Here is a 14,425-nt window from a genome sequence, read left to right as displayed (position 1 = left end):
CGTCCTTTCACGTTCGGGGTGGGTCGGGGGTGGGCCCGGGGAGAGCCGACGGCAGGTCGAGGGGGGGACGGCGGTGACGGCGGCCGTGCGGATCCGTGATGCGCCGACCCTGGTTCCGGCCCGGGAGGGCCGGGGGTCCACGGACGGCCGCCGCCACCTGTTCTGGGGCGGGCGCGGGTCAGGGCACGAGGATCGCCCTGCCGCGCACCCGGCCGGCGTCCAGGTCCTCCAGTGCCTGGCTGAAGGCGTCGAGCGGATAGCGGGAGGTGTGCAGGGTGACGAGGCCGCGCGCCGCCAGCTCCATCAGCTCCACCAGGTCGGTGTAGGAGCCGACGAGGTTGCCGACGAAGTTCAGCTCCGAGGAGATGATGTCGATGGTCGGCACGTCGAGCTTCCCGCCGTAGCCGATGACGTGGTAGTCGCCGGCCCTGCGCAGCATCGCGACCCCGTCCTCGACCGCGCCGCCCTCGCCGACGAAGTCGAGCACGGCCTCGGCGCCCTGGCCGCCGGTCAGGTCGAGCACGTGCTCCACCTGGCTGCCGTCGCCGACGACGGTGTGGTGCGCGCCGAGGGTGCCCGCGAGCTTCAGGGCCTCAGGGGAGCGGTCGACCACGATCAGCTCGGCCGGGGTGAGCGCGCGCAGCGCCTGGATGCCGATGTGCCCGAGACCGCCCGCGCCGATGACCACGGCCTTGTCGCCGGGGGCGAGCCTGCGGGCCGCCTTCTTCGCCGCGTGGTAGGCGGTGAGCCCGGCGTCCGCGAGCGCCGCGACGTCGGCGGGGGCGAGGGAGGCGTCCAGCTTGACGACGGCGCGCGCGTTGGTGCGGATCAGCTCAGCGAAGCCGCCGTCCGCGTCGATGCCGGGGAACGCCGACGCCTGGCAGTGCACGTCGTCGCCGCGGCGGCACGGCCCGCACAGCCCGCAGGTGACGAGCGGGTGCAGGATCACCGGGTCGCCGACGGCGACATGGCTGACCGCGCTGCCGACGGCCTCGACCCAGCCGGCGTTCTCGTGGCCCTGCGTGTACGGCAGCGCCACATGGGTCTTCGGCTCCCACTGGCCCTCGATGATGTGCAGGTCGGTGCGGCACAGGCCGGCGCCGCCGATCCGCACGACCACGTCCAGCGGGCCCTGCACCCGGGCGTCGGGCACCTCTTCGAGTACGGGGGTCGTGTCGTAGGCGTGGGTGCGTACGGCCTTCACGCGGCGCCCTCCCGGGGCAGGACGGCGTCCTCGCCGTAGCGGACGGCCAGCAGGCCCTTGCACATCTCGGAGTTGGCGTCGATGCCCACCTCCGTGGTCCGCGCGAGGGTGAGGTGGCGCTCGATGCCGGAGGCCGGGACCGCGCGGCCGCTCTCGTCCACGAAGGCGGGCGCGCCGGTGGAGGACGGCAGGCCGAGCGCCCTGCGGCGGCGCAGCAGCGGCAGGCCCACGCGTTCGGGCAGGTCGCCCAGCTTGGCGTCGGCGAGCTGCTGGGGCGTCCAGCCGTGGGCGAGCAGCCGCCGGCCGATCCGGCCCTGGCTCGCGATCATGCCCTTGCGCAGGAAGACCTCGCGCAGCCCGTCGAGCCGCTCGGCGTCGGCGAGCGCGGGGAACGCCTCGTCGAAGCCGGTGCCGCAGGCCACCCCCGCGTTGATCTCGTCGGACGCGAAGTGGTCTTCGAGCACCACCTCGGCGCTGTCCGCCCACTCCAGCGCGGCGAGCGCCCTGCGGGCGTCGTCCACCATCAGCCAGGCGAAGTTGGGCGCGCAGAAGTAGGTGGGCAGGCGCAGCCTCGCCGTCACCCGGCCGCCGTCGACGCTGACGCCGTGCACGAACCCCAGCTCGGTGATGGGCCGGTCGAGCTCGGGGTCGAGCACGGCGGCGAGCGCCTCGGTGACCTGCCGGGAGCGGACCGCGGCCTCCTCGGTGGCCGGGGGCGTGCCGGTGGCGACCGCGCTCATGCGGCCACCGTCCCCGCGTCCTTGATCTGCGCGCTCTCCGGCACCTTGATGTCGTAGAGGCGCGCCATGGTCAGGCCGAGGACCTTGCGCTTGAAGTCGGTGGTGAGCTGCCCGTACTCGCTCTGCATGTCCTCCGGGATCTGGAAGTCCACCAGGGACTCGATGAGCCACTTCGGGCTCCAGATCGCGTAGTCGCTGCCGAAGGTGATGCGGTCCTCGTCCAGCCAGAACAGCAGCTCGCCGATGACCTTGGCGAAGTAGCGGGGCCTTGAGTGGATGAACGGGAGGACCACGGACAGGCCCGCGTACACGTTGGGCTCCTGGGTGGCGATCCAGCAGAAGTCCTCAAGGCGCGGCAGCCCGGAGTGCTCGACCACGAAGTTGAGGCCGGGGAAGGCGGTCGCCGCGGCGTCCACGTCGGCGACGTCGAACGCGTCGCGGTTCAGCGGCCAGATCGTGGGGCCCTTGTGGATGTGGACGTTGCGGATGCCGAGTTCCTCGCACTTGGCGAGGTAGGTGAGCGCCATCGGGTCGCTGAGCTTGTAGCCCTTGGAGTCGCCGCGCCACTCTGCGGTGTACAGCTTCACGCCCCGGCCGCGCAGGTTCCACTCCTCCGCGAGCTGTTCGAGGCGGTCGAGGCCGGCCTCTCCCTCACGCGGGTCGAAGGCGCCGTTGACGATGAACTTGTCGGGGTGCTTGCGCGCCAGCGCGCCGTTGGACTCGGTGGTGTTGAATCCCTTGGTGTAGAACTCGGTGAGATAGGTGGGCTGGAAGATGGCCCGGTCGACGTAGCCGGTCTCGAAGAGGTCGTGCAGGATGTCCTGTTCGCTGTACTTGCGGAACTTCTCCAGCGGCCACACCCACTCCTTCGGGCTCAGGTTGCGCTGGTAGTCGTAGAAGCAACGGATGAACCCCTCCCCGTACTTGTTGGCGGTGTTCTCCTCGCTCGCGTCCCAGAAGTGGATGTGGCCGTCGACCACGAAGTAGTCGACTCCGTCCTTGTGGTACATGCGGGCTCCTTCTTCGCTGTTGCTGTGTCACGGGGGTGGGGGCCCGGCCGTGCGGGGCCGGGCCCCCGGGGTGGGGTCAGGACTCGACGGGGGTGAGGTCGAAGTCGATGTACTCGGCCGCGTCCTCGGGGTTCGCGAAGAGGATCGTGCGGTCGTCCAGGTGGACCATGCGCCCGTAGTGGGTGGACATGATCTCCTCGAAGTCCTCGACGGAGAACTCGGTGCCGAGCGCCTCGGAGATCTCCTCGAAGTCGAAGTCGATGACGCGGTCGCCGTCGACCCGGATCATGGACGGGTAGTCGGTGACGACCACGCCCTTCTTGCCACGCATGACGTCCGCGACGACATGCCCGTTCTGGTTGTTCATCAGCGTCACTCCGCAGCGGTTGGACGAGCTGCGGTCGACGGCGAACTGCTTGCCCTCAGCGGTCACTTGGCACTCCCTTCACTGCCGGCTGCGATGTGGGCGTCGGCGCCGAGGCCGAGCCCCGCGAGCAGCGCCACCTCGCGCTCCTTGGCACGGTCGAGGCTGTCCTCGAAGCGCAGGACCTTCTCCTCGGGCTGGGACCACAGCGGCTGGAGCCTGCGGGCGGCCTCAAGGCTGACCGGCACCCAGCGCTCCAGCCACTCCTGGAGCAGGGCCCGGTTGGCGGCGCCGTGCGTCTCGTCCTCGACGAGCATCGAGAACAGCGCCCGGGTGTAGCGCAGGTCGCGGTCGTAGTCGTTCTCGCCCGCGCCCATGACGGTGGGCGTGGTGAAGTCGCCGTTGCGGGCGGCGATCTGCATCACCAGGTGGCTGCGGAACAACTCGCCGACGAGCGGCTCGAAGACCAGGTTCGCCGCGAACAGCGCCTCGGCCCAGTCCTGTACGGCGGTGATGCGCTCGACGTTCTCCCGTACGCCCTGCCAGGAGGGCTCGGTCTGCCACACCTCGCGGTGCGCGGAGCCGTCGAAGTGCGCGAGCTGCTCCTCGATGTCCAGGTTGTACAGCGCGAGGTCCTGGGCGAAGCGCAGCTTGTGCGCCGCGTTCACGGCCATCGCGTTGTTGATCATGTTGGTCGGGCCCGAGCGCTGGACCGCGACGAACACGTGCATGCCGAGGCCCTGTTCCGCGTGCATCCAGGCGCCGACGTTGCGCTCCACGAAGCGGCTCCACGCCGGGGTCCACTGCGCGTAGGCGTCGGCCTTGCGGGCGCCTTCGAGGTTCTGCTGGATCTGCCGCACCACGTTGGCGTTGTTGCGGTAGATCGTCTGCTCCCACTCCTCGTTGGGGTCGCGGAAGGCGTGCCAGTCGCCGGAGCGCAGCTGCGTCCACTCCTGCGGGTAGCCCTTCGATCCGTCGGCGAAGCCGTAGATCCAGCCCTGGAGGAGGTGGCGCTCGGGGTCGGGCTGGACGTCGAAGGTGACGTCCTCGTACATGGTGGCCCGCATCTTCTGCGGCTTGTAGTAGCTGAAGGCCCTGCTGGTGGAGCTGGGGAACACCAGCGCCCCGGCTTCGGCGTCCGTGAACTGCGGTTTGGGGAAACTCCGCGTTGCTGTCTCTGCCATGCGACTCTGCTCCTCAGGTGTCGGTGGACGTGGTGAACCTGTCCTGGAAGATCCGCTCCTCCGGTATGCCCTTCGCGGTGAGTACGGCGGTCGCCGCGTCGCACATCCCGGGCGGCCCGCACAGGTAGGCGTCGAAGCCGGCCAGGTCGCCCTCCCGGCCCTCCACCACGTCGGTGATCAGCCCGTGTTCGTATGCCCCCGCCGCCCGCTCCTCGGACAGCGCGGGGATGAAGGCGAAGTCCGCTAGCCTGCTTCCGAGTTCGGCGATCTCGTCGAGGGCGAAGAGGTCGCCGGCGGTACGGGCGCCGTAGTAGAAGCGGACCGGGCGGGCGGAGCCCGCGGCGGCGAGGGCCCGCAGCTGGGCGAGGATCGGCGCCATGCCCGCGCCGCCCGCAAGCAGCACGATGCCCCGGTCGGGGGCGTCGCGCATGACGCAGGAGCCGTAGGGCCCCTTGACGGTGAGCTGGTCCCCGGTGGCGATGCCGCCGTCGAGCAGTCCGGAGAAGAGTCCGCCCGGGTAGCGTTTGATCAGGAACTCCAGGCGGCCGCCCGGCCCCTCCTGCGGGAGCCCGGCCATGGAGAAGGACCGCCAGTGCTCGGTGCCGGGCACCTGGATGTCGATGTACTGTCCGGGCCGGTACGGGAGTTCGTCGTCGCCGGAGAGTTCGAGTTCGAGGCGGACGATGTCGTGGGTCATCGCCTCGACGGCGGCGACCCGGGCGCGGGCATCCCTTGGCGGGATGCCCGAGAGGAGCATCTCCTCGTCGTAGTTGATGAGTTCGACGTCGAGATCGCCGTAGGCGTGCGTCCGGCAGAGCAGGACGTACCCCTCCTCGCTCTCGTAGTCGGCGAGTGCGAAGGTCGAGTACCGCTCCATCTGCTGGTCGCCGTCGAGGAGGAAGGACTTGCAGGACGAGCACTGGCCTTCCTTGCAGCCGTGCATCAGCATGACGCCCTGGCGGAACGCCGCGTCGAGCACGGTCTCCTCTTCGTCGGCCTCGATCTCGATCCCGACCGGCTCGAACCGGATGCGGTGCTTGTCACCCACGGAAAGCCTGCCTTTCGCGGGAGGAGGGGGGCTCCCCGCCGGGTGCGCGGCGGGGAGCCCCGGGGGGGCGGGTCAGGCCTGGGCCGGAGTGACGTTCGAGCGGGAGCGGTAGTCGGCCACGTGGGCCTCGCGCTCCTCGTCGCTCATCTCGTTCAGCGACACGTTCGGGCTGATGAAGGTGTTGCCGCGGACGTCGTCCAGGGTCCACAGCTTCTTCGGGTCGTCGAGGTCCAGGTGCGGCTGCGGGACGAGCGTCTTGCCGTCGTCGCGCACGTACCCGAGGTCCTTGACGATGTCGGCGAGGTCCTGGCCGTGGTAGACGGTCTCCCACTCGCGCTTGCCGGTGAGGCGGCCCATGGACGGGGTCGCGCGGCCCTCGTACTCGGGGCGGAACGCCGTGGTGTCGGTCCAGGCGCACGTCTCCGAGCAGTAGGTGCGCCACTGGCCGTCGACCTTGTCGACCACCATGTCCTCACGGATGAGGCACGGCACCATGCAGGTCCAGCAGCGGTGCGGGTACTGGTACCCGACCTCCTCGAAGGCGATGGGCTTGTTGCCCTTCGGGTGGCGCAGCCGGTTGTACGCCTCCCACCAGCGGCCGTACTCGTTGTACCAGCCCGGGTACTTGGACTCGAACCACTCGAAGTCGTCGTCCGTCATGCCGTCGATCCGCCAGAAGTTGACGGGCCAGCCGGTGGCGAAGAACTGGGCGACCTTGTGGACGTAGCCCTTGTTCCAGATGCGGTCCCACGCGGCCTCGACGAGGTCGTGCGGGATCTTCAGCCCGTACTTCTCCAGCGGGATGAGGTACGAGCGGTAGTAGTCGTCGTAGATCCAGCGGCGCCACATCTCCGCGTAGCTGTCGCGGTCCTTGCGGCGGTCCTTGGACCCGTACTCGATGAACGTGCCGATGGCGGCGTCCACCACGCAGTGGTTGTTCCACCAGGCGTAGCGCAGGTCGCGCTCAAGCAACTGCCTGTTGCCCTCGTCGGCGAGCGCCATCAGCAGGATGGAGTAGCCGTTGGAGATGTGCCGCGACTCGTCCGACTGCACCGAGTGGAACACGGTGGGCAGCAGGTAGTCGCCGTTGGCCGCGGCCTCCGCAGGCATGGCCACGAAGAGGGTGTTGGTGAACGCGGTCTCGGCCACCAGCGTCAGGTAGACGTTGGCCGCGGTGATCGCGTCGCCGGTGATGAACCCCTCGCCGAACTGCCGGCCGATGGTGCCCGCGTAGCAGTTCGCGAACGCCTTCTCCGAGATGTCGAACCCGGCCGGGTCGATGTAGTGGTTCATGTACAGGCGCTTGAGGTTCATCTGGATCGTCGAGTGCCGCACCTCGTCGATCATCTGGACCGCGAGGCCGTTGTGCAGCTGCGGGTTGGGCACCGCGCCGATCGCCATCGGCATGGCACGGGCCGCGGAGATCTCCGGGAAGGGGATGATCGAGAGGAACAGCTTCTGCCATTCCATCCAGCGCTGCTGCACCTGGCGGAACATGTTGCCGCGGATGGCGCCGTCCATGGCGCCGTACACGCGGTTGTCCTTCTCCTCCTCCATCGGGAAGTAGGAGCGCAGCACCTGCTTGAGCGGGTCCTTCTTGGGCGCCTTGTCGAAGCGGTAGTCGGTGGCGAACCGGTCCGCCGGGGTGGCGAAGGTCGGTTCCCAGGACAGCTCGGTGATCTTCTTGTGCGCCTTGCTCAGGCTCTGTCGGCTCACGTGCTCTCCTCCGAGTAGCTCGATGTCCCCGGCGCTCGGGCCGCTGAGCGGCGCGGCGGCGCACTGCCCGCGACGATCAGCGGCGGCCTCCGGCGACCGGGTCGCGGACCACTGTGGGCCGCCGCGCGCCGGTCGCGCGTCTCATGTTGAGACACTGGCTGTGCCGAGACCCTGGCGCGGGGGCCCGGCCTTCCTTACCGTTCGGGTCATAACGCGGTCGCGGTGAGTGATCGGGCGGGCCGGCCCGATCGAGCGGGAGGCATCGCGGCTCGACGGGTGAGGTGGTGTGCGGATGGGCCGTGACGGCGTGGTCGCGGACGGTGGGCGCGGAGCCGGGGACGAACCCGGCCGGCGCTCGGCGCGTGAGCTGTTCCTTGAGGGCGAGCCCGTGCCTGCGCGGGTGGTGCGCCCGCCGATTCTCAACTCCTGGCAGCGTTCGCGGCTGTGGGGCGTGGACACGGACCGTATCGAGACGCCGTACAATCCGGACCTCGACCCGCACAGCAAGCTGAGCGCGGCGGCGGGGCCGGTGCTCGACCGGCTGGCGGCGACGCTCGCGGACAGCCCGATGTCGCTGATCCTCACGGACGCGAAGTCGCGGATCAGGGAGCGGCGGGTCGGGAACCGGGACCTGTCGGGGCACCTGGACGCGATCTCGCTGGCGCCCGGGTTCAGTTACGCGGAGGAGTTCGTCGGCACGAACGGCATCGGCACCGCGATCGAGGACGGCAGGACGGCCTGCGTGTTCGGCCCCGAGCACTTCTCCGAGCGGTTGCAGCGGGTGTCGTGCGCGGCGGCCCCGATCCGTAACCCGACGAGCGGGCGCATCATCGGCCTCGTCGACCTGACGAGCTGGCGGGCGACGGCTTCGCCGCTGATGGTGGCGCTGGTGGAGGAGGCGGCCGCGGACATCGAGGGCAGGCTGCTCGACCTGGCGACGCTCCGGGAGCGTGCGCTCCTCGACGCGTTCGTGACCGGGCGGCGCGGTCCCGGACGGCTGCTCGTCGCGGTCGCGGACGACTGCTTCATGGCGGACGCCGCCGCCTCCGAACTGCTCGGTCCCGCGGACCACCGGCTGCTGCGGGAGCGCGCCGCCGGCCTCGCCAGGGGCGGCGCCGCGGACCTCCAGCTCCAGGACGGGCGCAGCGTGCTGGCGCGGGCGCGTCCCGTGGAGGCGCCGGGGACGGGGGGCAACGCGGGGTACGTGGTGGAGATCCAGGTGCTGCCCGCGCGTGCCCCCGAGGCCACGGCGCCGCCCGCGCCGCCGCAGGTGAGGCTGCCGGGGCTGGCGGGTCGCAGCCCGGCGTGGCGCTCCGTGGTGCAGCGGCTGACGACGCTGGCAGCGGCGGGCCGCTGGACCCTGCTGCGGGGTGAGCAGGGCACGGGCAAGCTCGCGCTGGTGCGCGCGGTGCACCGGCAGCAGCTGACGGGCCGGCGGCTGACCGTCCACGACTGCGCGCAGGCGGGCCGGGGCACGGCGGCGTGGCTGCGCGGGGTCGCGCGGGCGCTGGACACGGACGGCGCGGACACGGTGGTGCTGCGCCACCTCGACGCGCTCCCCGACACCGCGGTCGCGGCCCTCGACGGGCTGCTGCGGGCCGCGGCGGACCGGCCGGGCTGGGTGGTGGCGCTGTCCGCGCCGCGCGATCCGGCGGCGGACGCCGATCCGCGCCCGGCGCGCAACTTCCTCTCGGAGGCGACACTGCCGCCGCTGCGACTGCGGCCCGACGATGTGGCGCCGCTGGTGCCCGTGCTGCTCGCACGGCACGCGGGCGGCAGCGACGTGCAGTGCTCCGAGCAGGCGCTGCGGACCCTGGCGCGGGCGAACTGGCCGGGCAACGTGCGCCAGTTGGAGGGCAGTCTGCGCTATGCGCTGGCGCACCACTCGGGTCCGTGGATCGAGGAGACCGACCTGCCGCCCTCGCTGCTCTCGCACGCGCAGCACCCGCTGACGGCGTGGGAGCAGACGGAGCGCGACATGATCGTGCAGGCCCTGCTCGACAACGGCGGCGACAAGTCGAAGGCGGCCAAGGCCCTCGGCATCTCCCGGGCCACGATGTACCGGAAGATCACCGGCTACCAGATCAGCATCGGCGGCCCGGGGTCCGCGGGCTGACCCGCCGGCCGGCTGCCGCACACCCGGCGGGTCAGCCGCGCCCGCGCGCGGCGGGTCCCTGCGGCGGGGCCGGCAGGTCGGTGGGGATGGGACGCGCGGTCCACCAGCGGGTGAGCGCGAGCGCGGCGCGCTCCCACAAAAGCAGGCCCGCGCCCGCGAGCGCGATGTCGCGGGCCGCCGCGCCGTGCCCGGCCAGGGCCAGCACGGGGCCCGAGAGCGCCAGGCCGATGCCGGTGCCCGCGAGCAGGCGGATGCGGTGCAGATGCGACGTCATGGGCGGAGTGTGCGCCCGCGCGGGCCCGTGCCGTGTCTCAATGTGAGACACCCCACACGCCCGGTGGTCGGTTCAGCCGCCGTCGGGCACCATCTCCGCGGTGATCGCCCAGCGTTCGTGGTCGCGCCAGGCGCCGTCGATGAACAGGTAGTCGGGCGAGAAGCCCTCACGGCGGAAGCCGGCCCGGCGCAGCAGCGCGAGGGACGCGGCGTTGGCGGGCTGCACCGCGGCCTCCAGGCGGTGCAGCCCGAGTGGCCCGAACGCCTGGCCCATCACCAGCCGCAGTCCCTCGCCCATCAGCCCGCGCCCGGCCGCGTGCGCGAACGCTCCGTAGCCGAGGGCGCCGCCGCGCAGGGCACCCTGGACGATGTTGTTGATATTGATGAACCCGGCGATGCGGCCGTCGTGGCGGGCGCAGACGAGGAAGCCGGCCCGGTCGGCGCCGGCGAGCAGGCGCCCCACGTAGGCGCTGTAGGCGGCGGGCTGCTCCGGCGGGAACAGCCAGGGCCTGTGCAGTTCCCTGCTGGCGCGGGCCGCCGCGGTGAACTCGTCCGCGTCCTCGTGCCGGTAGGGCCTGAGGAACGTCCGCTCCCCCAGGGCGAGCGCGCTGGTCACGGTGGTGCTCATGTCGGGCATCGCGCCATCGTAGACGCCCTGTGACGTGCGCGGACAGCGTCCCGCGCCCCGGCTGCGCGCGGTGCGCAGCCGGGGCGGGGCTCACACCAGCGCGGGCTCGTCGAGTACGAGCGCGGCGCGCTCCGCGTCCAGCACGGCGGGCGCGCCGAACGGCACGGTGAGCGAGGTGTGCCCGTGCCCGAATCCCAGCTCCTCCACGACCGGCACCCCGAGCGGTCCGAACCGGTCGAGGAGCACGGCGCGCACCTCCTCGTAGGGACCGCAGTCCCGCCAGGAGCCGAGGCCGACGCCCGCGACGCCGTCGAGCCAGCCGGAGCGCAGCAGTTGGGTGAGGATGCGGTCGAGGCGGTACGGCTCCTCGCCGGTGTCCTCGATCATCAGCAGCCCGCCCGCCGCCGAGCGGCGGGCGTGCGGCGTGCCGAGTTCCGCAGCGAGGAGGCTGACGCAGCCGCCGAGGGTGGTGCCCGCGGCCCGGCCCGGCACCAGGGCGCGGGCCGTGGGCAGGCCGACCGCCCGTACCGTCTCGGGCTCGAACAGGGTGGCCCGCAGGTGCTCCTGGCTGTCCTTGTCGTCGAGGAAGACGCCCGCGGCGGTCATCGGCCCGTGGAGGGTGGCGACGCCGAGCCGGGTGGCGAACGCCTCGTGCAGCGCGGTGATGTCGCTGAAGCCCACGAAGGCCTTGGGCTCGGCGGTCCGCATGGCGTCCCAGTCGAGGAGGTCGGCCATCCGCTGCGCGCCGTAGCCGCCGCGCGCGCAGAACACGGCCGCGATGTCCGGGTCGCACCAGGCCGCCGTCAGGTCGGCGGCCCGGTCGGCGTCCCCGCCCGCGAGGTAGCCGAAGCGGGGGTGCCGGTCCAGCGCGTGCGGGGCGGCGACCGGTTCGAGCCCCCAGCCGCGCAGCACGTCGAGCCCGGCGAGCAGCCGCTCCTCCGGCACCGGTCCGCTGGGCGCGACGACGGCGACACGGTCGCCAGGTGCCAGCCGCCGGGGCCGGGTCAGCGGCACGGCGCCCCCGGTCACGGCGCGAGCTCCAGCCGCGGGACGTCGGTGCGCTCGAAACCGAAGGTCTGCGCGTAGAGCGAGAGTTCGGACTCCAGGCAGCGCACCAGGGTCTCCTTCTTGCGGAAGCCGTGGCCCTCGCCCTCGAAGGAGAGGTAGGCGTGCGGCACGCCGCGGCCCGCGACCGCGGCGAGGAACCTGTCGCACTGCGCGGGCGGGCAGATCACGTCGTCGAGGCCCTGGAGCAGCAGGAACGGCGCCCTGATGTTCCCCACCAGGTTGACCGGAGACCGCTCGGCGTACCGGTCGGGCACCTCGGCGTGCGGGCCGATCAGGGACTCCAGGTAGCGGGACTCGAAGTCGTGGGTCTCGTCGGCGGCCCACCCCGCGAGGTCCAGGATCGGGTAGCTGATGGCGCCGCAGGCCCACACGTCGCGCGCGGTGGGCGAGGTGAGGGACGCGGCGGTCGTCCAGCCGCCGGCGCTGCCGCCGCGCACGGCGAGCCGCGCACGGTCCGCGCTGCCCTCGGCGGCGAGGGCGAGGGCGACGGCCGCGCAGTCCTCCACGTCGACGACGCCCCACTGCTCGCGCAGCCGGTTGCGGTAGGCGCGTCCGTAGCCGGTGGAGCCGCCGTAGTTGACCTCGGCGACGCCGATGCCGCGCGAGGTGAAGTAGGCGATCTCCAGGTCGAGCACGAGCGGGGTGCGGCTGGTGGGCCCGCCGTGCACCCAGATCACGTACGGCGGCAGCTCGCCCTCCGGTCCGGTGGACTCCGGGTGGTGCGGCGGGTGGACGTGGGCGTGGATCTCCCGGCCGCCGGGTCCTGTGAAGACGCGTTCTGTGCCCGCGGAGACATATGCCGGGTCGACGGCGTCGCGGTGGGCCGAGCCGATGACGCGGGCCGCCCGGGTGGCGGTGTCGACCTCCACGATCTCGTAGGAGGTGCGCGGGCCCGCGGCGAGCCCGACGACGGCCGTTCCGTGCGCGGTCAACGTGGCCGCCCACTCGGTCCAGGGGCCTTCGATGTCGGTGAGGGTGCCCGCCGCCGGGTCGAGGAGGCCGAGCGTGTTGGTGCCGGTGCCGTGGACGGCGGCGATCCGCCCGTCGGCGAGCGGCAGGAACCACTGCATGCCGACGCGCCACAGCGGCCCGGCGAACTCCTCCTGTCGGGCGGGCAGCAGCGCGGTGGAGCGGGCGCGCGCGTCGCCGAGGTCGGCCGCGGCGACCCGCCGCAGCTCCCACCAGCCGCCGGGGTCGGAGGCGTACAGCAGGGAGCCGTCCGGGGACCAGGCGACCTGGGAGACCGCCTCGTCGGGGCCGCCGAGCACGGCGGCCGCCCCGGTGAAGGGGCCGCCGTCCCCGGGCACGTCGGCGAGGATCACCTCGGTGCCGTCCCAGGGCATCCGGGGGTGGTCCCAGGCGATCCACGCGGCCCGCCGCCCGTCGGGGGAGAGCTGCGGCCCGGTGACGAAGCGGTGGCGGCCGTCCGAGAGCTCCGTCAGCGCCGCCCTGTCGTCGGCGGCCGAGCCGTCGAGCGGCACGGCGACGAGGACGCGGCGCACATCGGTGGGAGCCTCGCCGGTGAACTCCTCCATGACGCACCACACCTCGCCGCGCTCCGGCAGGAGGCGCGGGTCGGCGAAGCGCAGCCCGCCGCCGGTCCGCGAGACGGGTGTGAGCGGCCGGGGCGCGCCGCCCGCGTCCGGCTCGCAGGCGTAGAGGCGCTGGTCGTCGAAGTGGACGAAGACCACGAGCGGCCCTTCGGCGGCGCGGGGCATGCCGGCCCAGGGCAGGCCGCCGTACTCGATGACGCGGCTGCGCACGTTCCACGGGGCGGGCAGCACCGACTCCTCGGTGCCGTCGGCGCGGCGCCGCACCAGGGCGCGCCTGCCGCCCTCTGCGGGCCTCGGCGCGGTCCACCAGACCTCGTCGCCGACGGTGCCCGGGTACTCGGGCCTTCCGTCGTGGGAGGCGGCGAGCCCGGCGTCGATCGGGGAGTGCCAGGTGCCGTACGGCAGGGCGGTGGCCATGGTCGGCTCCTTCACGCGGTCTTGAGGTAGTGGTCGAGGACGCGGACGCCGAAGTGCAGGGCGGAGACCGGCACCCGCTCGTCCACGCCGTGGAACAGCGCCTGGTAGTCGAAGCCCCTGGGCAGCTTGAGGGGCGCGTAGCCGTAGCCGGTGATGCCGAGGCGGGAGAACTGCTTCGCGTCGGTGCCACCGGTCATGCAGAAGGGCACGGTGCGGCCCTCGGGCGCGAACCGCTCGACGGCGGCGCGCAGCTTCGCGAAGGTCGGCGAGTCGACGGGCGCCTGCAGGGCGACCTCGCGGTGCTCGAAGTCCCAGTCCACGTCGGGACCGGTGAGCCGGTCCATGGTGGCGGCGAACTCCTCGTCGCCACCGGGCACGACGCGGCCGTCGACCCGGGCGGTGGCGTGGCCCGGGATCACGTTGACCTTGTAGCCGGCGTCCAGCATGGTCGGGTTGGCGCTGTTGCGGACGGTCGCCTCGACCAGGGAGCGGGTGTCGCCGAGCCGGTCGAGCAGGGCGTCGATGTCGAAGCCGGGGGTGTCGAAGCCGGTCTCGACGCCCTGGAGCGCGGCGAGTTCCTCGATGGCGGCGCGTACGGTCGGGGTGATGCGCAGCGGCCACCGGTGGTCGCCGATGCGGGCGACGGCGGCGGCGAGGCGGCTGACCGCGTTCTCCCGGTTGACCTTGGAGCCGTGGCCCGCGCGGCCCTTCGCGGTCAGCCGCAGCCAGGCGGTGCCCCGCTCCCCCGCGGCGATCGGGTACAGCTCCATGCCGCCCGCGTGGTAGGTGTACGCGCCGGACTCGCTGATGCCCTCGGTGCACCCCTCGAACAGGTCGGCGTGCCGGTCGGCGAGGAAGCCGGAGCCGTCCTCCGCGCTGGCCTCCTCGTCGGCGGTGAAGGCGACGACGATGTCGCGGCGCGGCCGGACGCCCGCGCGTGCCCAGGCCCGTACGACGGAGAGGACCATCGCGTCCATGTACTTCATGTCGACGGCGCCGCGCCCCCACACCACGCCGTCGCGGACCTCGCCGGAGAACGGGTGGACGGTCCAAGTCGGATCGTAGCCATGTCGTTCTGTGAGCCAAGGAGTTGGGATCGCACGT

At 72.5% G+C, this 14,425-nt stretch carries 12 protein-coding genes; 1 reads left to right on the top strand and 11 read right to left on the bottom strand.

The features are described from left to right. Positions 1–178 precede the first annotated feature (178 nt). From ABEA77_RS04950 to ABEA77_RS04920, 7 genes are all read right to left on the bottom strand, one after another. A complete protein-coding gene (locus ABEA77_RS04950; RefSeq protein ID WP_345641705.1) occupies positions 179–1,204 on the bottom strand; it encodes an NAD(P)-dependent alcohol dehydrogenase in 1,026 nt (341 codons plus the stop codon). Beyond that, positions 1,201–1,944 carry an iron-sulfur cluster assembly protein gene (locus tag ABEA77_RS04945; RefSeq protein WP_345641702.1) on the bottom strand — a complete coding sequence of 248 codons (744 nt, stop codon included), beginning with the start codon at positions 1,942–1,944 and terminating at the stop codon, positions 1,201–1,203. Before ABEA77_RS04945 ends, ABEA77_RS04950 begins: the two co-directional genes overlap by 4 nt. Further along, positions 1,941–2,954: an amidohydrolase family protein gene (locus ABEA77_RS04940; RefSeq protein ID WP_345641700.1), complete on the bottom strand. Its 1,014-nt coding sequence runs from the start codon at positions 2,952–2,954 to the stop codon at positions 1,941–1,943. Before ABEA77_RS04940 ends, ABEA77_RS04945 begins: the two co-directional genes overlap by 4 nt. Before the next feature lie 76 nt (positions 2,955–3,030). Further along, complete coding sequence (mimD, locus tag ABEA77_RS04935; RefSeq protein WP_345641698.1) at positions 3,031–3,387, bottom strand: propane 2-monooxygenase effector subunit MimD; 357 nt, start codon at positions 3,385–3,387, stop codon at positions 3,031–3,033. Continuing rightward, positions 3,384–4,502 carry an aromatic/alkene monooxygenase hydroxylase subunit beta gene (locus tag ABEA77_RS04930; protein WP_345641695.1) on the bottom strand — a complete coding sequence of 373 codons (1,119 nt, stop codon included), beginning with the start codon at positions 4,500–4,502 and terminating at the stop codon, positions 3,384–3,386. Before ABEA77_RS04930 ends, mimD begins: the two co-directional genes overlap by 4 nt. A gap of 13 nt (positions 4,503–4,515) precedes the next feature. Next, entirely contained in the window at positions 4,516–5,550 is a 1,035-nt protein-coding gene (locus tag ABEA77_RS04925; RefSeq protein ID WP_345641692.1) for an FAD-binding oxidoreductase, read from the bottom strand. 72 nt (positions 5,551–5,622) lie between these two features. After that, positions 5,623–7,266: a ferritin family protein gene (locus ABEA77_RS04920; RefSeq protein WP_345641690.1), complete on the bottom strand. Its 1,644-nt coding sequence runs from the start codon at positions 7,264–7,266 to the stop codon at positions 5,623–5,625. 292 nt (positions 7,267–7,558) lie between these two features. On the opposite strand from ABEA77_RS04920, the gene ABEA77_RS04915 reads away from it, so the two are divergent. Beyond that, entirely contained in the window at positions 7,559–9,382 is a 1,824-nt protein-coding gene (locus ABEA77_RS04915; RefSeq protein ID WP_345641688.1) for a sigma-54-dependent Fis family transcriptional regulator, read from the top strand. Positions 9,383–9,413: 31 nt separating this feature from the next. Here ABEA77_RS04915 and ABEA77_RS04910 read toward each other — a convergent pair whose 3' ends face one another. The 4 genes from ABEA77_RS04910 to ABEA77_RS04895 all read right to left on the bottom strand — a co-directional run bounded on the left by ABEA77_RS04910 (position 9,414) and on the right by ABEA77_RS04895 (position 13,321). Next, positions 9,414–9,656: a hypothetical protein gene (locus ABEA77_RS04910; RefSeq protein WP_345641686.1), complete on the bottom strand. Its 243-nt coding sequence runs from the start codon at positions 9,654–9,656 to the stop codon at positions 9,414–9,416. 72 nt (positions 9,657–9,728) lie between these two features. Next, positions 9,729–10,283, bottom strand: coding sequence for a GNAT family N-acetyltransferase (locus ABEA77_RS04905; RefSeq protein WP_345642159.1), 555 nt, complete (start codon positions 10,281–10,283; stop codon positions 9,729–9,731). A gap of 90 nt (positions 10,284–10,373) precedes the next feature. Next, a complete protein-coding gene (locus ABEA77_RS04900; RefSeq protein ID WP_345641683.1) occupies positions 10,374–11,312 on the bottom strand; it encodes a S66 peptidase family protein in 939 nt (312 codons plus the stop codon). After that, entirely contained in the window at positions 11,309–13,321 is a 2,013-nt protein-coding gene (locus ABEA77_RS04895; RefSeq protein WP_345641680.1) for a prolyl oligopeptidase family serine peptidase, read from the bottom strand. The genes ABEA77_RS04900 and ABEA77_RS04895 overlap by 4 nt, the downstream gene beginning before the upstream one ends. Positions 13,322–14,425: the final 1,104 nt, after the last annotated feature.

Origin of the sequence: Streptomyces tremellae (genome assembly GCF_039540215.1) — a bacterium.
GTDB classification, from domain to species: domain Bacteria; phylum Actinomycetota; class Actinomycetes; order Streptomycetales; family Streptomycetaceae; genus Streptomyces; species Streptomyces tremellae.
This window is presented reverse-complemented; position numbering and strand designations above follow the sequence as displayed.